This is a genomic window from Gallaecimonas xiamenensis 3-C-1, from assembly GCF_000299915.1.
Lineage (GTDB): Bacteria > Pseudomonadota > Gammaproteobacteria > Enterobacterales > Gallaecimonadaceae > Gallaecimonas > Gallaecimonas xiamenensis.
In genome coordinates this window covers 21220-38424 of record NZ_AMRI01000011.1, presented here as the reverse complement: position 1 = coordinate 38424, position 17205 = coordinate 21220, and the positions used below count along the sequence as shown (strand labels likewise).

Below are 17205 nucleotides of genomic sequence, written 5' to 3'. Positions count from 1 at the left end.
GGTTCCTTTCCTTACACCGGCATGCGCATGATGTCGTCGAAGGCCGACACCAGTTTGTTACGGACCTGGACCAGGGCCGAGAAGCTCAGCCCTGCTTTCTGGCTGGCCACCATGGCCCCCACCAGGTCGTCACTTTGGCCGGTTTCCACGGCGGTCATCAGATCGCCGGCGGCTTTCTGGTCGAAGTCCACCTTGTTGACGGCGGCCTTCATGGCGTCGGTAAAGGAGCCTTCACCTTGGCCGGCGATACGGTTGGGAGAGATACCGTCGGCTTCTAGGCTCAGGCGATTCAGTTGCTGCAGCAGGCTGGCCTGGGTGCTGATATTGTCGATTTTCATGGTTCGTCCTTAGCCACTTACGACCAGTTGATTGACGTCTATGCCCTGCTCGCGCATGGCGGCCAGCTTGTAACGCAAGGCCCGGGTGGTGACACCCAGGGCGTCGGCAGTGTTCTGGCGATGGCCGTTGAAACGGCGCAGGGTGTCCAGCACGTGCTGGAACTCGGCGCATTTCTTGGAGGCCTGCAATGAGGTCACTTGTGGATCGAAGCTGCGCTCTATGCTGCGAGGCAGCATCAGATCTTCAGGCTGCAGCACCAGGCCGCGAGCCAGGATCAGGGCGCGCTGCACCACGTTTTCCAGCTCCCGCACGTTGCCGGGCCAAGGGTGGGACAGCAGGCTGCGGGCTGCATCTGGGTGCAGTTCAAAGGCAGTGCCATCGGCGTACTTGTCCAGGAAATGGCGGGCCAGGGGCAGGATGTCGTCCGGGCGCTCGCGCAGGGCCGGCCAGGCCAGGGGCAACACGTCCAGGCGGTAGAACAGGTCTTCACGGAAGCGGCCCTTGGCTACTTCCTCACGAAGGTCCTTGTTGGTGGCGGCGATGATGCGCACGTCCAGCTTGACCTTCTGGTTGGAGCCCAGTTTCTCCAGCTCACGCTCCTGGATGACCCGCAGCAGCTTGGCCTGCAGATCAAGGGGCATCTCGGAGATCTCGTCCAGCAGCAGGGTGCCGCCGTTGGCCAGTTCGAACTTACCCACCTGGCTGGCCACGGCGCCGGTAAAGGCGCCTTTGGCGTGGCCAAAGAGGGTGGACTCGAGCATGGACTCGGGAATGGCGGCGCAGTTGACGGCCACATAGGCACCGTTGGCGCGGCAAGACTGGTCATGGATGTAACGGGCCAGGCGCTCTTTGCCGGTGCCGGACTCGCCACTGATCAATACCGATGCGGTGGTCTGGGCGGCCTTTTTGGCCAGCAGCAGCACCTGGCGGCTGGCCTGGGAGGCCACCACCATGTTGGGAATGGGTTCGTGCAGGCTGATAGCGTGGCTGACCACGGCCAGCAGCTGCTCTTCGGTAAAGGGCTTGAGCAGGTAGTCCATGGCGCCTTGGCGCATGGCCTCGGAGGCCTTGACGCTCTGGTGGGCCCGAACCAGGGTCACCACCGGGCACTTGGGATGGGCGCGGCGGATGCGGGCGACAAACTCGCTCAAGGGGGTGTCAAGGTCGGCATCCACCAGCACCAGCATGGGCTCGGTCTGGTGCAGGCTGATTAGGGCGGTGGGGCAATCCTGCGCCACTACCAGGCGGTAACCGGCCTGTTCAACCTGACGGTAAACCGGGTCTTCGGATCCACGGGGATCCACCAGCAATATAGTCTTGTCCATCTTCATTTCCCTGTCCTGGTCCGAACGACCCTAATGGTGACCAGGCGGTTCTTCTGCCGGTCGGTCGCATTCTGGTTCTTGGTTGCGGGGTAGCGGTCGCCGTGGGCGCGGGTCTGGATGAGCTTGTCAGCCATCCCGGCTTCCTTGAGGGCGGCCTTGACGTCGGCAGCGCGCTCTCGGGCCAGCTGCAGGTTGCCAAGGTGAGAACCGGTATCGTCGGTGTAGGCGTCGACCAGGACCTGGCCAACGGCCTTGTCCAGTTTGACGTAACGGGCCAGGCGACCCAGCAGCTGACGCTGTTCCAGGGTCAGGGCGCGCTCACCGGGCTGATAGAACAGGGCAATGTCCCTGGCCTGGCGGTAAGACATGGGGGCTTGCTCGTCCAGGCAACGGCGAAAGGCGCTAGAGCCTTCCCGCCATTTGACGCTGGGCAGCTCCAGGGCTTCCCGAGGCAGGGTCACCAGGCCCCACTGGCCCTTGTCCAGGGCGCTGAGCAGGGCTTTGCTTTCACCTTCACCAAAATGCAGCGGCAAGGTGGCAGCGGCGGCATGAACCGGGCTTTGGAAAGCCGGCTGCCAGGGGGCGTTGTGCCAGGACAGGCTGACCCCTTTACTGGTGGATGGACGGACACTGGGCTGGACCTGGAAAGCCAAAGCTTCCCCGGCGTGGCGCACGAAGCGCGCCTCGCCAAAATCCTTCACCGGCAGTGCCAATGTGCAGACAAAGTGATCACCTGTGAACTGCCAGGCCACCTTGTCCATATCGGGCCTCAGCGTTTCGACCGCATGGGACGAATACGCCAAGCACCCTAGCGTTAAAAACGCCAGGAATGGTCTGTGCATCTTCTTCCCTCAACGACAGAATGTAGGACTCGGCAGGGCTTAGCCCAGGCGCAAGGATCCCGTATCCGGCCCACGGGGGGCAGTTGAGAAAAGTGCACTGTTTCCAGCTGCAACGTACATAAAGGTCGTGCCTACTCAAAGTGTGATGAATGAGTAGCCGGATAAGGTGTGCTGACACCTTGTGCTGAGCACAATAGCGTCATCAAGAGAAAGGAATGCCATGGAGACATCTGAGCACAGTTAAGTATGCTCGCTGGCGCTAACACAGTGATGTCACCAAGGTAACAACCTTAGCTCTGGCAACCCCGCTATCGTAGGACCTTTGTCCCTTAGACCGGAGGCTTTGCGTCCTGAGCTTTCGCCGCAGTTTGCCCTTATCAACAGCTAAGTTTTGGAAGCTCGGCTTCCATTACTTAAACGGAACCTTAACGGTTCAGGTCCTAGCATATATTTGCATATTGCTTGCGTAAAGTGCCTAGCAGAAAAAAACATATAAATTAAATCTTCCTGAAACACTTTACTTAACAAAACAACAACATGCCCTATGAAAGGCCGGACCAGAGGCCCGGCCTAAAGACCATTTTTTAGCCCAGGGTTCCCACTACATCTATATGCATTTTTTCGGGAATTTCATTATACGAGAGGACCTTAAGCCCACGGGCGAAGGTCCGCGCGTAGCGGGCCAGCAAGGGCCGCAGCTGGGGAACGACCAGCAGTACAGGGGGATGCCCCTGACGCTGCATTTCGTCCTTCAAATGCGGCATCACTTGTTGCAATTTTCCTAACAGACTCGGTTCTATGGGGAAGCTGTCCAAGGACACCTTGCCCCCTGACTGGGCCTGGTTCAACGCCTTCAGCAGGGTCTGTTCCAGCTTGTCATCCAGGGTCATGGTCACCAGCTGTTCCCTGTCCCCTATGGCCTGGCGCACCAGGCTGCGTTTAAGGGCGCAGCGCACGTCGGCGGCCAGCAGCACCGGGTCCTTGGTCAACTCGCAGCTGTCCACCAGAGTGGTGGCTATGGTGCGAATATCCATTAGCCCCACCTGGTCGGCCAGCAACTGGCGGAATACCCGCAGTTGCTGAATGGGTGTCAGCTGGCTGTTAAGACTTTCCGCCAGCTTGTCCGACACCGCTTTGAGCCTGTCCCCAAGGGCGATGACATCGTCATGGCCAAACAGCTCGTCCAGATGTTCACGCATCACCTTGCCCAGATGGGTACCGATGATGGTGGCACTGTCTACCACCGAATACCCCAGGTTCAGGGCCTTGGCCTTCTGGTCGGGGGAGATCAGCACGGCATCCATCTGGTAGGCCGGCTCCACCGTCAATTCCCCGTCCAATTGGCCGTAGACCTCGCCACTCTGAATAGCCATCAGTCTTTCCGGGTCTACTTCCCCCCTGGCGACCGCAACGCCGCCAATCTTTATTCGATATTCACTGGCACCAAGCTGTAGGTTGTCGCGGATACGTACTTCCGGAACCAGGAAACCCATCTGTTCCGACAGGGTTTTTCTCACACCCCTTACCCGGCCCAGCAGTTCGGCCCCCTGGGCCTTGTCCACCAGGGTCACCAGCCGGTAGCCCAAATCGATGGCCAGGGTGTCCACATGGGGTAAGTCGGTCCAGACCAGGGGTTGGTCCTTGCCGAGCTTGTCGGTGAGCTCCTGGTAGCTTTCCTGCTTGGTATTGACCGGTTGTACCTGCCCTTGGCGCCAGGCGGTAAAGGCCAGCACGGCGGCAAAACCCAGGAAAGCCTGCCAGGGCATGCCGGGAATAAGGCCAAGCACCGTCATTACCGCAGCGGCGGTCCAGATCACCCGGGGCGAAGCCAGCAGCTGATCGTTGACCTGCTCGGACATCTCCGACTCGTCGTTGACCCGGGTGACGATGATGGCGGCGGCGGTGGCCAGCAGCAGCGACGGGATCTGGGCAACCAGGCCGTCACCTATGGTCAGCAGGGCATAGAGCTTGAAGGCTTCAGCGCCGGACAGGCCGTGCTGGAAGACCCCGATAGCCAGGCCGCCCAACAGGTTTATCACCAGGATCATCAAGCCGGCGATGGCGTCGCCGCGCACGAACTTGGACGCACCGTCCATGGCCCCGTAGAAGTCGGCCTCGCTGGCCACTTCCTGGCGGCGCTGTTTGGCCTGGGCCTGGTCGATAACCCCGGCGTTCAGGTCGGCGTCGATGGCCATCTGCTTGCCGGGCAAGGCGTCCAGGGTGAAGCGGGCCGCTACCTCGGAGATCCGCTCGCCACCCTTGGTGATCACCACGAAGTTGATGATCATCAGGATCACGAAGACCACCATGCCCACCACATAGTTGCCGCCGATCACCACCTCACCGAAGGCTTGAATAACCTTACCGGCGGCGTCGGAGCCGTTGTGGCCGTTGAGCAGTACTATCCGGGTCGAGGCCACGTTCAGCGTCAGGCGCATCAGGGTGGCCACCAGCAGGATGGTGGGGAAGACGGAGAAGTCCAGGGGCCTTTTCGCCGACACCGACACCAGCAGCACCAGTACCGCCAACACGATGTTGAAGGTAAAGAGGGTATCGATAAGCCAGGGCGGCAGCGGCAGTATCATCATGGCCAGTACTGACAGCAGTACCAGCGGGATGGCGGCGTAAGAACTGTTAAAGGACGACTTCACCTTTACTCCCTATCGTCTCAATGAAGCGGGGATCTTGAACTGGGGCAGCGGCGCCGGCCTTCTCCCCCCCTTGGCCTTGAAGGCATTCAACTGGATCACGTACATCAGCACGTGGGCAACGGCGTTATAGAGGCCGGCGGGTACTTCCTGGTCCACCCGGGTGGAGTGGTAGATGGCCCTGGTCAGCTCAGGCAGTTCCAGGACCGTCTTATTGTGTTGCGCCGCCACTTCGCGGATGCGCAGCGCCAGGGCATCGGTGCCCTTGGCGATGACATAAGGGGCTTCGGCGGCGCTGGCGTCGTATTTGATGGCCACCGCGTAATGGGTCGGGTTGGTGACGATAACGTCCGCCTCCGGTACACGCCTGTCGATACGCTGGCGCGACACCTGCATCTGCAATTGGCGGATACGGCTCTTGATCTCGGGGCTGCCTTCGCTGTTCTTGTGCTCGTCTTTGACTTCCTGCTTGGTCATGCGCAGTTTCTTGAGCATGGACCAGCGCTGGAAAGGCACGTCCAGCACGGCGATAAAGAGCAGTACCAACCCCAGCCAAATCACCGCCAGGGCCACCAGGCGCAGCCCCGTGGCCAGGCCCACCCCCAGGGGTTGGCGGTTCATCTCCAGCAGCTCCAGCCAGTGGCTCCAGAGCACCCAGGCCATCACCGACAGCAGCATGCTGACCTTGAGGATGGACTTGAGCAGCTCCACCAGGCTCTGGGAGGAAAAGATGCGCTTGATGCCGGACAGGGGGTTGAGGCGCTTGAACTGGGGAGAGGCCCCTTTAAGGGCCAACAGCCAGCCGCCGGGGATCATGCCGCTGATAAAGGACACCAGCCAGAGGATCACCAGCAGCGGCAAGAAGGCATTGAGGGCCAGGGTGGCGGCATCCCCCAGGTGGCGCAGCATCTGCCCCGGTTCGTTGCTGTCCGCGTGGTCCAGCTCCAGCTGCAGATGCATGATGGCCGTGGCAAAGCCGCCAAAGCTCTCGGACATGGACAGTATCAGCACCCCACCCAGCAGCACCAAGGCGGCGCTTTGCAGCTCGCGGGAGCGGGCTATCTGCCCTTCCTTGCGGGCCTTGTCCAGGCGCTGGGCCGAGGGCTTTTCTGTTTTGTCCTGGGCGCTGTTGTCGCTCATGGCGCCACCCCTGTCACCATCAGCCGCATCTCATCCATGGCCTGGGCCGTATAGTCGGCAAAGCGCCCCGGCACCCCGGATACGGTCAGCAACAGGCACAACAGGCCCATGGTCATGCTCATGGGAAAGCCAAGGGCGAAGATGTTGAGGCTGGGGGCCGAGCGGTTCATCACCCCGAAACAGAGGTTGACCACCAGCATGGCGATGATGGCCGGCATGGCCAGGATCAAGGCGCTGCCGAACACCCAGCCGAACAGGCCGAGGATCCGTTGCAGGTCCAACTGGAAGAGGCTGGCGCCGGGAGGCCAGGTGTAGAAGCTTTCCACCACCACGTCCAGCACCACCAGGTGGCCATCCAGGCAGAAGAACAGGAAGGCGGCCAGCACCATCAGCAGTTGCCCCATCAGCGGCACCGACTCCCCATGGGCCGGGTCGTTCATCACCGCCATGGCCAGACTCATCTGCAGGGACAGGATCTGGCCGAGCATGGTCATGACGGTAAACAGCATCTGCACCATCAAGCCCAGCAGCAAGCCAAACAGGATTTGCTCGCCGGCCAGGGCCAGGGCTTGCAGGGAAAAGGGATCCACCGCCGGCATGGCGGGCATCATGGGGGCCAGCAGGGACGCCAGCAGCAGGGCCAGCAGCACCCTGACCTGGGCGGTCTGCAGGTAGTCGCCAAACAAAGGCAGCGCCCATAGCAGGGCGCCGATACGCAGAAAAGGCCACCATGCCTTGCCAAGCCAGGCCACCAGGTCGCCGCCGGACAAGGCCAGGAAGCTGGTCATCCCAGGGCCCCGGGAATGGTCATGAACAGTATCTTGAAGGCGTCCATCAGCTTCTCGAGGATCCAGTGGCCGGCGAAGGCCAACATGCCCAGGGTCACCAGCAGCCTTGGCAGGAACGACAGGGTCTGTTCATTGATCTGGGTAGCCGCCTGAAAGATGCTGACCAGCAGGCCCACCACCAGCCCGGGCACGATCAGCACACAGACGATGAGGATGATGTTCAGTACCGCCTCGTAAATGAGGGAAACGGCCATCTCTGGAGTCATGGCGCTACCCGAAACTGGCCGTGAGCGTACCCACCGTCATGGCCCAGCCGTCCACCAGCACGAAGATCATCAGCTTGAAGGGCAAGGAGATGATCAGCGGCGACAGCATCATCATACCCATGGCCATCAGTACCGAGGCCACCACCAGGTCGATGATGAGGAAGGGGATGAACAGCATGAAGCCGATCTGGAAGGCGGTCTTGAGTTCCGACAGCACAAAGGCCGGCATCAGCACACTGAACGGCACCTCTTGCGGCTGCAAGGTCAGGGGTTCGCCGGCGATGCGCAGCATCTGTTCGAGCTCCGGCTCCTTGGTCTGCTTGAGCATAAAGGTGCGCAGGGGCTTCTCGGCACGGACGAAGGCCTCTTTGAGGGTGATCTCGTCGGTGTCGAACGGCACGAAGGCGTTGTCGTAGATGTCGGTCCAGACCGGCCTCATGATCAGTATGGTCAGGGTCAGGGCTATGCCGATCAGCACCCGGTTGGGAGGGCTTTGCTGCAGACCCAGGGCCTGCCTGAGCACCGCCAGCACCACTATGATGCGGGTGAAACTGGTCAGCATCAGCAGCATGGCCGGCAGGAAGGACAGGGCCGTCATCAGCAGCAGTATCTGCAGCTTGATGCTGTAATCGTCCGACGTATCGCCGTGGCTGACACTGAACAGCGGCAGATCGGCCCCGAAGGCCAGGCCCGGCAACAGCAGGGCCGCTAGCAGCAAAAGACGTTTCATGCGTGACCGGACAGGCTGCTCAGGCTGAGGCCGTCCATGACTTCCGTCAGGCGCAGGCCGTATTTACCGTCCACCACCACCACTTCGGCCTTGGCCAGCAGGGTGCCGTTGACCCGCACGTCCATGGGGGCGCCGGCCTGCTTGTCCAGGGGCAGAACTTCACCCTGGCTCAGCTGCAACAGATCGCCAAGGGCGATGTCGATGCTGTCCACTTCCAGGGTCAGGCGCACCGGAATGTTGCGGAACAGGGCCAGGTCGCGAGGGGCCTTGGCCTGGCCGGCGTTTTGCTGATCTTCGCCCAGCAGCGCATCCAGGCCGCCGTCTTCCAGACCAAATTCGTCCAATACATTGGTCATGTTTGCTTGCTCGGTCATGCTACGTCTCCGACCCTTTCAGTGATTTTGAGCACCAACTGCTCGCCTTGTTCAGCCACTTGGCCGCCCAGGCAAACAACGTTACCGGCGTGGGCCATGACTTTGTCGTTGAGTTCGATTGGCAGTATGTCCCCTGCCTTGAGGTCGCTCAGCTCGCCCAGGGTGAGGTGGAAGCGAGCTAGCTCCAGCTTGAGCCGCACCGGCACCGTCTGCACGGCGCTGCGCAGCTGCTTGTCCATGTCTTCCGGGGCCGGCAGGGTGGGCAGCTTTTCGCCACCCAGGTCCAAGGGCCAGCAGCACAGCCAGCTGACCTGCCAGTCGGCGGTGGCCAGCTTGATCTCGCTGGTCACCATGGTGCTTTGCGGCCCACGGTTGCTCCAGCGGCTCTGCCAGCCGTCCAAGGACAGGCCCAACTCGGCAAAGAGGCCGCCGAGCAGGTAATGAAAGAGTTTTTGGGCCAGCCGTTCTTCGGTGTCGCTGACGGTCCTGTTGGACAGGGCCTTGTCGCTGATGCTGGACACCTGGCCGCCAAAGAAGAGTTCAGACAGGCTGAACAGGGTACGGCTGCCAAACCCGAGGAATACGCCGGGGTTGTCGTTGCAGGACGCCGTCAGCCAGTAGTCGGCTTGAAACTGGGTCTCGGGGAGCCAGGGCGTCAGGGAGACATTGATGCCGTTGTCGTTGAACAAGTGGCGGCAATGCACGGTCAAGGCGTCGCCCAGCTTGAGATTCCAAGCGGAAAGGCGCCCACGCAGATAATCTGCCTTGCGGTTTTCGCCAAGCAGATCGTAATTAGGACATTGTTCGGCTCTCGCGCCTGAGATGAAGCGCCTGCCCTGGCCGACCAGGGATCTATCCTGCATGCAAGGGTTCCCTACTATCCACAGAGAGCTATTCGGTTGCTTCTCTATAGGGGCGACAGGCGTAGTGGGGAACTTGAGATTTTTTTTGAGATTTTTTCAAAGGGGGGCGGCCGGGCGGAAAAATGCCAGGCCAGCGCTGGCCGGGGCTAGCTATGAGGTAAGTACCCGCTTAGCTTGTCGAGCGCCAAAAGACGGACCTTGCCGCGCCCAAGCGCCAGCACGCCGCCAGACTGTAACTCCTGTAGCAGCCCGTTGATGCTCTGACGGCTCATGGCCAGCATGTCGGCCAATTGCTGCTGGCTGACCGGTAATTCCACCGCCAACGACTGGCCTGGTTGCAGGTTGCCATGGCTGTGGGCCAGCAACCAAAGCCGCCGCGCCAGCCGGGCCAGGGGGGTCTGCAGGGCCGAGTCTTCATGCCATTGCATCAATAGCCGCAGTTTCTGCCCCATCAACAGGCCAAAGTCCTGCCAATGGCGGGGATGCTGGGCCAACCAGGCGCGCACCTGCCCCTGGGGCAGGTGCCAAAGCAGGGTTGGCCCCTGGGCTTGGGCGTCGTGGGTGCGCTGGCGGCCGTCAAAAAGGGCTATCTCCCCGAACCAGTCCGGGGCCGACACCATGGCCAGCATGGCACTGCGCCCGTCCGGATGCTGGCCGGTCATGGCCATGACCCCGTCCAGCACCCCATAGAGGCCACAAGGGCCGTCGCCACGGCGAAACAGATACTGGCCCGGCGCCAGGCGCTTGAAGCGGCCCTGGGCCAACAGCCACTGGCTACACTCAGGGTGCAGATCCTTGAACCACTGGCCACGGCCCAGCACCGATGCCAGCTGTTGCGGTGAAAACAGGCTAGTGTCGCCTGGCTGACAGAGCATGGCGGTCTCCTGCCCTAGACTGGTCGTAAAACAATAAGGAGCAGCAGATGAAATCCCTCGGCACCCACCTGGCCCAATACGCAGCCTACCACAGGGACAGGCGCAACATTCTCACCCACTTCGTGGGCATTCCCCTTATCGTGCTGGCCGTTGCCATACTGGCGTCGCGCCCGGCCTGGGCTTTGGGGCCTGTGATGCTGAGCCCGGCCCTGGTGCTGGTGGTGCTGAGCTGCCTCTTCTACCTGCGCCTGGCCCTGGGCCTTGGCCTGGTGATGACGGCCCTGATGCTGCTGGCGCTCTGGGCCGGGCAAGGGATAGCCGCCTGGAGTACAGGGCCCTGGCTGGCCACCGGCCTTGGGCTGTTTGTGGTGGGCTGGGTGTTCCAGTTTGTCGGCCATTATTACGAGGGGCGTAAGCCGGCCTTTGTGGACGACCTGGTAGGCCTTGTCATCGGCCCTCTGTTTGTGGTGGCCGAAGCGGCCTTCCTGCTGGGGCTGCTGCCGGCCCTTAAGGCCGAAGTGGAAGCCAGTGCCGGCCCGGTGCACTGAGCACTTTTTCCAAATACGAAAAAGCCTTGTGCCAGTGCTGGGCTTTTTCGAAAGGATAGGCCCTGGCCCAATAGCTCCCTGTCGGCCGCCCCTCGGCGGCCTTTGCCACCAACAAGGAGCTATCCATGGGCATTCCCTCTCTTGGCCTTGGCACTTTTCGCCTCAAGGGCGACGCCGCCTACCAGGCCGTCAGCACCGGCCTGCGCCTGGGTTATCGCCATATCGACACCGCCCAGATCTACGACAACGAGGCCGATGTGGGCCGCGCCATTACCGATGCCGCCCTGCCCCGTGACCAGCTGTTCGTCACCACCAAGATCTGGACCGAGCATCTGGCCCCGGGCAAGCTGGTGCCCAGCCTGCAGCAAAGCCTGGCCAAGCTGGGCCTGGACCAGGTCGACCTCACCCTTATCCATTGGCCAAGCCCCCAGGACGCCGAGCCGGTGGCCCAGTACCTGGCCCAGCTTCAGGACGCCAAAACCCAGGGGTTAACCCAGGCCATAGGGGTGTCCAACTTCACCTTGCGCCATCTCAAGGAAGCCCTGGCGGCGGTCGCCCCCGGCCTTATCGCCACCAACCAGGTGGAAATGCACCCCTTCTTGCAAAACCGCGCCCTGCTGGATTTTTGCCGGGCCCAGGGGATCCGGGTCACCGCCTATATGCCTTTGGCCTACGGCAAAGTGATGGCCGACGATACCCTCAAGGCCATAGGCGCCAAGCACCAGGTCAGCGCCGCCAGCGTCACCCTGGCCTGGTTGCTGGCCCAGGACATCGTCGTTATCCCCTCCTCCACCCGGGAGGCCCATCAGCTCAGTAACCTCAAGGCAAAGGAACTGGTGCTGGATGCAGGCGACATGGCCCGCATCGCCGGCCTGGACCGGAACGAGCGGTTGGTGGCCCCGGACTTCGGGCCCGCCTGGGATTGATAAAGGAGGAGGCTTTCAAGGGGCGGGCCCACAGAGCATTGTCCACTGGCTAGACTCTAAGGCTGAACAGAGTCCCCAGGAGAGCCCCATGATAAAGCCCCTCTATGCCGCCCTGGCCGCAGCGCTGCTGGCCGGCCCATCCTATGGCGCCGAAGGCAACGTCAGCCCGGTGCAGATGATCTCGGCCATGGAAGATGCCTTTGGCGTTCACCCCGGCCAGCGGCGCAACCACATCAAGGGCAGCTGCGCCCTTGGCAGCTTTAAAGGCCTGGCGGCCGGGGCCAGCTATTCCCGCTCTGCCCTCTTTAGCGGCCAGGCCATACCTGTGGTGGCCCGCTTTTCCCTAGGAGGCGGCAACCCGGCGGCCAAGGACGCCGACAAGGGCGTCAGGGGTATGGCCCTGGAGTTCAAACTGCCCGGCGGCGCCTTGCAGCACATGACCATGATCAACGTGCCGGTATTCGGCGCCGCCAAACCCCAGACCTTCTACGATCTGCTGCTGGCCCTTAAACCGGACCCGGACACTCAGCGCCCGGACCCGGCCAAGGTCAAGGCCTTTGTGGACAGCCACCCGGATTTCCAGGCCATGGCCGCCTTCACCCAAAGCCATAACCCACCGGCCAGTTACGCCAACAGCCCCTACTACAGCCTCCATGCCTTCCAGTTCCTGGACAAGGACAACCAGGCTACCCTGGTGCGTTGGCATTTCAGCCCCCAGGATGGGGAAAAGCCCCTGACCGATGCCGAGCGGGAACAGGCCCCGGCCAACTTCCTGGAGCAGGCCCTTATCGACCGGGCCGCCAAGGGCCCGGTCAACTGGGATATGTACCTGACCCTGGGCCAGCCGGGTGACCCGGACAATGACCCGTCCCACCCCTGGCCCCAAGACCGCCAGCAGGTAAAGGTAGGCACCCTGTCCATCACCCAGGCCATGGCCCAGGACCAGGGCAATTGCGGCCCCATCAACTTTGACCCCATGGTGGTGGCAGACGGCATCGCCGTTACCGACGACCCGGTGCTGCGGGCCCGCTCGGCGGCCTATGCCCTGTCCTTTGGCAAGCGCCTGTCCGGCCAGTAGCAGGACCCAGGCGGCCACTGGCCGCCTTTTACTCGCCCCATAACCAGCACCCGGTTAGACTGCCCCCACCTTCTCTCAGCCCAGACTCGCCATGACACTGCAAAGCGCCCTTTCGTTTTTCCTGGCCATCTACATCTTTTGCCTGACCCCTGGCCCCGGGGTCTTTGCCATATTGGGCCGGGCCCTGACCAAGGGCGCCGGCGCCTGCCTGTGGCTGGGCCTTGGCATGATCCTCTCCGATCTTTTGTACCTGCTGGCCGCCTGCTTTGGCCTGGCGGCCCTGGCCACCCACTTTGGCGGCGTCTTCACCCTGATCCGCTTTGCCGGCGCCGCCTACCTTTTGTACCTGGCCTACCGCATGTGGACCGCCACCCCCACGGCGCCGGGGGAAGAACACCCGGGCCGGGGGGATGGCGCCTGGAGCTTTGTGCAAGGCATGGCCATCTCCCTGTCCAACCCCAAGGTGATCCTCTTCTACATGGCTTTCCTGCCCACTTTTATGGATCTGACCGCCTTGAGTGGCCAGGACATAGTGCTGGTGCTGGCCCTGACCTTTGTGGGATTGTTCCTGGGGGTATGGACCGTGGCCCTTTTTGCCGACCGGGCCAGGCTCTGGTTTCGTTCGCCCCGTGCCATGAAGGGCCTTAACCGTGGCGCCGGCAGCCTGATGGCCGCCGCCGGCCTCTTTTTGGCAAGCCGGGGCTGAGGCAACAAAAAGGGGAGCTATCGCTCCCCTTGGGTCAGGTCAGGATGCCGTGCACCAAATAGCCGGTGTAGCCCAGGTAAATCAGCAGCAGCACGCTCCCTTCCACCCGGTTGATGCGGCCCTGGCGCTTAAAGCCATAGCCCATCAGGAACACCAGTACCGTCAGCACCGCCATCAGCAGCCAGTCCCGGTGCAGCACTTCCGGCTCCACGCTCAAAGGCTCGATACCCGCCGCTATGCCCACCACCGCCAGGGTGTTGAAAAGGTTGGAGCCGATAACGTTGCCAAGGGCCAGGTCGTGCTCGTTTTTGCGCACGGCGGCAATACTGGACGCCAGCTCCGGCAGGGAAGTGCCCACCGCCACTATGGTCAGGCCAATCACCAGGTCGCTCACTCCCAACTGCTGGGCAATGCTTACCGCTCCCCACACCAGTACCCTGGAACTCACCACCAGCAGCACCAGGCCTACCGCCAACCACACCAGGGCCAGTTTCAGGCTCATGGGGTGGCTGTCCAGGTCGGCGTCGGTTTCCTGGGCCAGCACGTCGCCACGCTGGCGCATGCCCTGGTAAATGCTCCAGCCCATCAGCAGGGCAAAAAGGCCCAGCAGGATAGCGGCGTCCATGCGGTCCAGATAACCGTCCAGCAGCAAGGCACCCGACACCAGGGTTACCACCCCCAGCAAGGGCAGCTCCTTGCGCATCACCTGGGATTTGACCGCGATAGGGCTAAGCAGGGCCACCACCCCCAAGATCAGGGCGATGTTGGTGATATTGGAGCCATAGGCGTTACCCAGGGCCAGATCCGGGTTGCCGTCCAGGGCCGCCAGGGCCGAGACCACCATTTCCGGGGCCGAGGTGCCAAAGCCGATGATGACCATGCCGATCAGCAGCGGCGGCATGCCCGCATAACGGGCGGTGGCGGCGGCGCCATCCACAAAACGGTCAGCACTCCACACCAGCAGCGCCAGGCCGGCCAATATGGCCAACAGGGGTAACAACATCAGTCGGTTTCCTTAGTGATAAAAGATTGGCCGGGCGCCAGGCTGAGCACCCGTTGCGGGAAGGGAATAGACAGGCCGGCCGCTTCGATTTCGGTTTTGAGCTTTTGGTTAAGGTCCCAATAGAGAGCCCAGTAATCTTCCACCTTGGCCCAGGCGCGCAGCTGCAAATTGACGCTGCTTTCCCCCAGGCTCTGCACCATGGCCTGGGCGCCAGGGTCTTTGAGCACCCGGCTGTCCTCGGCGGCCAGGCGCAGCAGCACCGCCAGCCCTTTGTCTATGGCGTCGCCGTAGGCGATACCCACCACCAGATCCATGCGGCGCTTGCCGTTGCGGCTGAAGTTCTTGATGGGGGCGCCCCAGAGGCTGCTGTTGGGAGCGCTGATATAGAGGCCGTCTGCCGTTTCCAGCACTGTGGTGAAAAGCCCCACTTCCCGCACCGTACCGCCAAAGCTACCGCACTCGATAAAGTCGGCCACCTTGAAGGGACGCAAAATCAGCAACATGATGCCGGCGGCGATGTTGCTCAGGGTGTCTTTGAGGGCCAGGCCAATGGCCAGGCCGGCGGCACCCAGCAGGGCGATCAGGCTGGAGGTATTGACCCCCAGCACGTCCAGCAGTATCACCAGCCCCACCAGGTAGATGGCATAGCCGGCCAGGCTCGACAGCAGTGGCACCAGGGTTTCGTCCAGGCGGTTCAGGCGCTGGTGGGCACGGCGCACCGAGCCTTTAACCCAGCGGGCCAGTACCAGGGTCACCAAGAGTATGGCCAGCACCAGCAAGGCCCTATAGCCCAGGTCCAGGATCAGGTTGGCGTTGGCCTGCCAGAATCCCTTGAATTGTTCTGCCATGAGTTTCGCCCCTCCAAGGCTTAAGTGGGGGCGATCTTAAAGGCAGCAGACATAAAAATCAGTACGGTATAAGGACCCTACAGATCGGGAAAACCGTAAAATGGGGCCTGGCTGGCATTATTGCGCCCGGTTTGGCTCCAGAACACCAACTTCGGCTTAATTCAGGCAGAGTGGATACTTAGGTCGTAAGATGAACCTTGGATACCCCAGCCGGAGAGTCCATGCGCCTGCTATTGAGTCTGCTGTTGCTGAGCTTTGGCGTCAGCGCCACCCCCTACCCCTTGCCCGATGCCGACAGCGCCTACCTGGGCCGCATCATCAACCACAAGGTCAAGCAAGGGGACTACTTCGAAGCCATAGCCCGCCGCTACAGTGTCGGGCCGTTAAACATCATCGAGGCCAACCCAGGTATCGACCCCCTGCTGCCGCCCCCAGGCACCCATCTGTTGCTGCCCACCGCCATGCTGCTGCCCAAGGTGGAACGGCGGGGTATCGTCATCAACTTGGCGGAGCTGCGTCTTTACTATTTCGACCAGGCCCACAAACAGGTGCATGTGTTCCCGGTGGGCATAGGCCGTATCGGCCTGGACACCCCCCTGGGCCAAACCACCATCATCAACAAGCAAAAGGACCCGGTCTGGCGCCCCACCAAAGGCACCCGCGAGCGTTATGCCGAGCAAGGAAAAACCCTGCCCGAGCAGGTGCCGGCCGGGCCGGACAATCCCCTTGGCCAATACGCCATGCGTTTGGGCTTTGGTAACGGCGAGTACCTTATCCACGGCACCAACCTGGAAGCGGGTATAGGTATGAGGGTCAGCGCCGGCTGTATCCGCCTGGAGCCTCGGGATATCGAGAGCCTGTTCAAGATGGTACCGGCCGGCACCCCGGTGCGGGTGATCAACCAACCGGTCAAGACCTCGGTGGAGCCAAACGGCAACGTGTACCTGGAGGTGCACGAGCCCCTGTCCAGGCCCAACAACGAAGAAGGCAAGACCCTGCGCCTGAGCAAATCCCAGCAGAAGCTGCTCAGCAACCCGGCCCTGAGCAGTGCCAAGGTCAGCCAGACCCTGCTGCGCCAGCCGGGCCTGCCGGTGAAGGTGGGCAGGTTGGAGAAAGAAAAGGCGCCTTAAGGCGCCTTTTGGTTATTTCTTGTAGTAGGTCGACGACATGTTGTCGATTCGCTGGTTGGCCCTGCGGGCCTCCATGCTGGCGCTTTCGGCTGCGGCCTTGGCGTCCTGAATGTCCTTTTTCATCATGGCCTGGTCAGAGGCCAGTTGGTCGACTTTGCTGCTCAGTTGGTCAATCTTGTTGGACAGCATTTCAGCCTGGCTGTCCATGTTGTTGCTGGTGCAACCAAAGAGCGCGGTAGAGCCTAAGACCAGCGCCGCCAACATCACTGTACGCTTCATATCCACTCCTTTTTCCATAGATGACAAACCTTTACTGCCGTTGAGGATGGCACGCTAAAGTGTGGCATAAATTTCTGTTTCTGCTTGCGCAACGGCGGACTGGATCAGGGGCGGTTAAAAAGAAACCTGCCGGGAGGCAGGTTTCTGACGGGAGGCTCAACGTTCCAGGGGACCGTAGTCCCTGTCCCTTGCGGGGCAGAATGAGCGCATTTCTTCTGAAAAATCAGGACCTTCATCTTCAAGGCGTGCGTCCAGCAGCTCCTGGTCGAGCCGTTCTTCGGCCCGGGGCAGTGGCGCCTGCCGATCTTTGGGTCGCGCCATGGTTACCTCCCTGTCGTTGTTGGGTCATAAAGCTTTAGCCCATGGCCACAGGCCTGCGCAAGCACCAAGATCGCCGACCAGTCCTAAGCCCCTAAGCAGGCAGTAAAACTTTTTTCGCCGCTGTGACAGCCTCCTGTAAAGAAGATGCAAGCTTGCCCTGTCAGCCTGGGACTTCC

At 61.7% G+C, this 17205-nt stretch carries 20 protein-coding genes and 1 riboswitch; of the genes, 5 read left to right on the top strand and 15 right to left on the bottom strand.

The annotated features are described in order from the left end of the window. Window positions 1-11: 11 nt before the first annotated feature. From fliE to B3C1_RS09045, 11 genes are all read right to left on the bottom strand, one after another. Window positions 12-338 (bottom strand): flagellar hook-basal body complex protein FliE, encoded by a 327-nt coding sequence (fliE, locus tag B3C1_RS09095; RefSeq protein ID WP_008484368.1) that lies wholly within the window; start codon window positions 336-338, stop codon window positions 12-14. Between the two features lie 9 nt (window positions 339-347). After that, window positions 348-1664 (bottom strand): sigma-54-dependent transcriptional regulator, encoded by a 1317-nt coding sequence (locus tag B3C1_RS09090; protein WP_156804514.1) that lies wholly within the window; start codon window positions 1662-1664, stop codon window positions 348-350. A gap of 2 nt (window positions 1665-1666) precedes the next feature. Next, window positions 1667-2425: a MotY family protein gene (locus B3C1_RS09085; RefSeq protein ID WP_008484366.1), complete on the bottom strand. Its 759-nt coding sequence runs from the start codon at window positions 2423-2425 to the stop codon at window positions 1667-1669. A gap of 376 nt (window positions 2426-2801) precedes the next feature. Continuing rightward, window positions 2802-2889: riboswitch (cyclic di-GMP riboswitch) on the bottom strand. 201 nt (window positions 2890-3090) lie between these two features. Further along, the gene (gene flhA / locus B3C1_RS09080) at window positions 3091-5157 is read right to left on the bottom strand and encodes a flagellar biosynthesis protein FlhA (RefSeq protein WP_008484365.1); all 2067 of its coding nucleotides are present in this window, start codon (window positions 5155-5157) and stop codon (window positions 3091-3093) included. A 9-nt stretch (window positions 5158-5166) separates the two neighbouring features. Next, on the bottom strand, window positions 5167-6294 hold the full coding sequence (gene flhB, locus B3C1_RS09075) for a flagellar biosynthesis protein FlhB (RefSeq protein ID WP_008484364.1): 1128 nt from the start codon (window positions 6292-6294) through the stop codon (window positions 5167-5169). After that, the gene (fliR, locus tag B3C1_RS09070; RefSeq protein ID WP_008484363.1) at window positions 6291-7082 is read right to left on the bottom strand and encodes a flagellar biosynthetic protein FliR; all 792 of its coding nucleotides are present in this window, start codon (window positions 7080-7082) and stop codon (window positions 6291-6293) included. The genes flhB and fliR overlap by 4 nt, the downstream gene beginning before the upstream one ends. Next, window positions 7079-7348, bottom strand: coding sequence for a flagellar biosynthesis protein FliQ (fliQ, locus tag B3C1_RS09065; protein ID WP_035481623.1), 270 nt, complete (start codon window positions 7346-7348; stop codon window positions 7079-7081). The genes fliR and fliQ overlap by 4 nt, the downstream gene beginning before the upstream one ends. A 4-nt stretch (window positions 7349-7352) precedes the next feature. Further along, window positions 7353-8078 (bottom strand): flagellar type III secretion system pore protein FliP, encoded by a 726-nt coding sequence (gene fliP / locus B3C1_RS09060; RefSeq protein WP_008484359.1) that lies wholly within the window; start codon window positions 8076-8078, stop codon window positions 7353-7355. Then, window positions 8075-8452, bottom strand: a complete 378-nt coding sequence (fliN, locus tag B3C1_RS09055) for a flagellar motor switch protein FliN (protein WP_008484357.1) — start codon at window positions 8450-8452, stop codon at window positions 8075-8077. The genes fliP and fliN overlap by 4 nt, the downstream gene beginning before the upstream one ends. Beyond that, the gene (locus B3C1_RS09050; protein WP_008484355.1) at window positions 8449-9315 is read right to left on the bottom strand and encodes a FliM/FliN family flagellar motor switch protein; all 867 of its coding nucleotides are present in this window, start codon (window positions 9313-9315) and stop codon (window positions 8449-8451) included. The genes fliN and B3C1_RS09050 overlap by 4 nt, the downstream gene beginning before the upstream one ends. Before the next feature lie 146 nt (window positions 9316-9461). Next, complete coding sequence (locus B3C1_RS09045) at window positions 9462-10190, bottom strand: Crp/Fnr family transcriptional regulator (protein WP_008484353.1); 729 nt, start codon at window positions 10188-10190, stop codon at window positions 9462-9464. A gap of 47 nt (window positions 10191-10237) precedes the next feature. On the opposite strand from B3C1_RS09045, the gene B3C1_RS09040 reads away from it, so the two are divergent. The 4 genes from B3C1_RS09040 (at window position 10238) to B3C1_RS09025 (ending at window position 13448) form a co-directional block, all read left to right on the top strand. After that, window positions 10238-10738 (top strand): Mpo1 family 2-hydroxy fatty acid dioxygenase, encoded by a 501-nt coding sequence (locus tag B3C1_RS09040; protein WP_008484352.1) that lies wholly within the window; start codon window positions 10238-10240, stop codon window positions 10736-10738. Window positions 10739-10863: 125 nt separating this feature from the next. Next, a complete protein-coding gene (dkgB, locus tag B3C1_RS09035) occupies window positions 10864-11664 on the top strand; it encodes a 2,5-didehydrogluconate reductase DkgB (protein ID WP_008484351.1) in 801 nt (266 codons plus the stop codon). Window positions 11665-11752: 88 nt separating this feature from the next. After that, entirely contained in the window at window positions 11753-12742 is a 990-nt protein-coding gene (locus B3C1_RS09030) for a catalase family peroxidase (protein WP_008484350.1), read from the top strand. A gap of 91 nt (window positions 12743-12833) precedes the next feature. Next, complete coding sequence (locus B3C1_RS09025) at window positions 12834-13448, top strand: LysE family translocator (RefSeq protein WP_008484349.1); 615 nt, start codon at window positions 12834-12836, stop codon at window positions 13446-13448. A gap of 34 nt (window positions 13449-13482) precedes the next feature. On the opposite strand, the gene B3C1_RS09020 is transcribed toward B3C1_RS09025, so the two are convergent. Together B3C1_RS09020 and B3C1_RS09015 are read right to left on the bottom strand one after the other, a co-directional pair. After that, the gene (locus B3C1_RS09020) at window positions 13483-14451 is read right to left on the bottom strand and encodes a calcium/sodium antiporter (RefSeq protein ID WP_008484348.1); all 969 of its coding nucleotides are present in this window, start codon (window positions 14449-14451) and stop codon (window positions 13483-13485) included. Next, window positions 14451-15299, bottom strand: a complete 849-nt coding sequence (locus tag B3C1_RS09015) for a mechanosensitive ion channel family protein (RefSeq protein WP_008484347.1) — start codon at window positions 15297-15299, stop codon at window positions 14451-14453. Before B3C1_RS09015 ends, B3C1_RS09020 begins: the two co-directional genes overlap by 1 nt. Window positions 15300-15520: 221 nt before the next feature. Here B3C1_RS09015 and B3C1_RS09010 point away from each other — a divergent pair, with 221 nt between their 5' ends. Then, a complete protein-coding gene (locus B3C1_RS09010) occupies window positions 15521-16429 on the top strand; it encodes a L,D-transpeptidase family protein (RefSeq protein ID WP_008484345.1) in 909 nt (302 codons plus the stop codon). A gap of 12 nt (window positions 16430-16441) precedes the next feature. Here B3C1_RS09010 and B3C1_RS09005 read toward each other — a convergent pair whose 3' ends face one another. Together B3C1_RS09005 and B3C1_RS20170 are read right to left on the bottom strand one after the other, a co-directional pair. Further along, the gene (locus tag B3C1_RS09005; RefSeq protein ID WP_008484344.1) at window positions 16442-16708 is read right to left on the bottom strand and encodes an Lpp/OprI family alanine-zipper lipoprotein; all 267 of its coding nucleotides are present in this window, start codon (window positions 16706-16708) and stop codon (window positions 16442-16444) included. A 156-nt stretch (window positions 16709-16864) separates the two neighbouring features. Then, complete coding sequence (locus B3C1_RS20170; RefSeq protein WP_156804513.1) at window positions 16865-17029, bottom strand: hypothetical protein; 165 nt, start codon at window positions 17027-17029, stop codon at window positions 16865-16867. Window positions 17030-17205: the final 176 nt, after the last annotated feature.

Excerpts from the sequence above, each read along its gene's own strand:
- fliP (WP_008484359.1), bottom strand. The coding sequence starts at position 8,078 with ATGAAACGTCTTTTGCTGCTAGCGGCCCTGCTGTTGCCGGGCCTGGCC.
- B3C1_RS09085 (WP_008484366.1), bottom strand. The coding sequence starts at position 2,425 with ATGGACAAGGTGGCCTGGCAGTTCACAGGTGATCACTTTGTCTGCACA.
- fliQ (WP_035481623.1), bottom strand. The coding sequence starts at position 7,348 with ATGACTCCAGAGATGGCCGTTTCCCTCATTTACGAGGCGGTACTGAAC.
- B3C1_RS09005 (WP_008484344.1), bottom strand. The coding sequence starts at position 16,708 with ATGAAGCGTACAGTGATGTTGGCGGCGCTGGTCTTAGGCTCTACCGCG.
- B3C1_RS09040 (WP_008484352.1), top strand. The coding sequence starts at position 10,238 with ATGAAATCCCTCGGCACCCACCTGGCCCAATACGCAGCCTACCACAGG.
- B3C1_RS09090 (WP_156804514.1), bottom strand. The coding sequence starts at position 1,664 with ATGGACAAGACTATATTGCTGGTGGATCCCCGTGGATCCGAAGACCCG.
- fliN (WP_008484357.1), bottom strand. The coding sequence starts at position 8,452 with ATGACCGAGCAAGCAAACATGACCAATGTATTGGACGAATTTGGTCTG.
- B3C1_RS09030 (WP_008484350.1), top strand. The coding sequence starts at position 11,753 with ATGATAAAGCCCCTCTATGCCGCCCTGGCCGCAGCGCTGCTGGCCGGC.
- fliR (WP_008484363.1), bottom strand. The coding sequence starts at position 7,082 with ATGACCAGCTTCCTGGCCTTGTCCGGCGGCGACCTGGTGGCCTGGCTT.
- B3C1_RS09015 (WP_008484347.1), bottom strand. The coding sequence starts at position 15,299 with ATGGCAGAACAATTCAAGGGATTCTGGCAGGCCAACGCCAACCTGATC.
- fliE (WP_008484368.1), bottom strand. The coding sequence starts at position 338 with ATGAAAATCGACAATATCAGCACCCAGGCCAGCCTGCTGCAGCAACTG.
- B3C1_RS20170 (WP_156804513.1), bottom strand. The coding sequence starts at position 17,029 with ATGGCGCGACCCAAAGATCGGCAGGCGCCACTGCCCCGGGCCGAAGAA.
- B3C1_RS09020 (WP_008484348.1), bottom strand. The coding sequence starts at position 14,451 with ATGTTGTTACCCCTGTTGGCCATATTGGCCGGCCTGGCGCTGCTGGTG.
- B3C1_RS09025 (WP_008484349.1), top strand. The coding sequence starts at position 12,834 with ATGACACTGCAAAGCGCCCTTTCGTTTTTCCTGGCCATCTACATCTTT.
- dkgB (WP_008484351.1), top strand. The coding sequence starts at position 10,864 with ATGGGCATTCCCTCTCTTGGCCTTGGCACTTTTCGCCTCAAGGGCGAC.
- B3C1_RS09045 (WP_008484353.1), bottom strand. The coding sequence starts at position 10,190 with ATGCTCTGTCAGCCAGGCGACACTAGCCTGTTTTCACCGCAACAGCTG.
- B3C1_RS09050 (WP_008484355.1), bottom strand. The coding sequence starts at position 9,315 with ATGCAGGATAGATCCCTGGTCGGCCAGGGCAGGCGCTTCATCTCAGGC.
- flhB (WP_008484364.1), bottom strand. The coding sequence starts at position 6,294 with ATGAGCGACAACAGCGCCCAGGACAAAACAGAAAAGCCCTCGGCCCAG.
- B3C1_RS09010 (WP_008484345.1), top strand. The coding sequence starts at position 15,521 with ATGCGCCTGCTATTGAGTCTGCTGTTGCTGAGCTTTGGCGTCAGCGCC.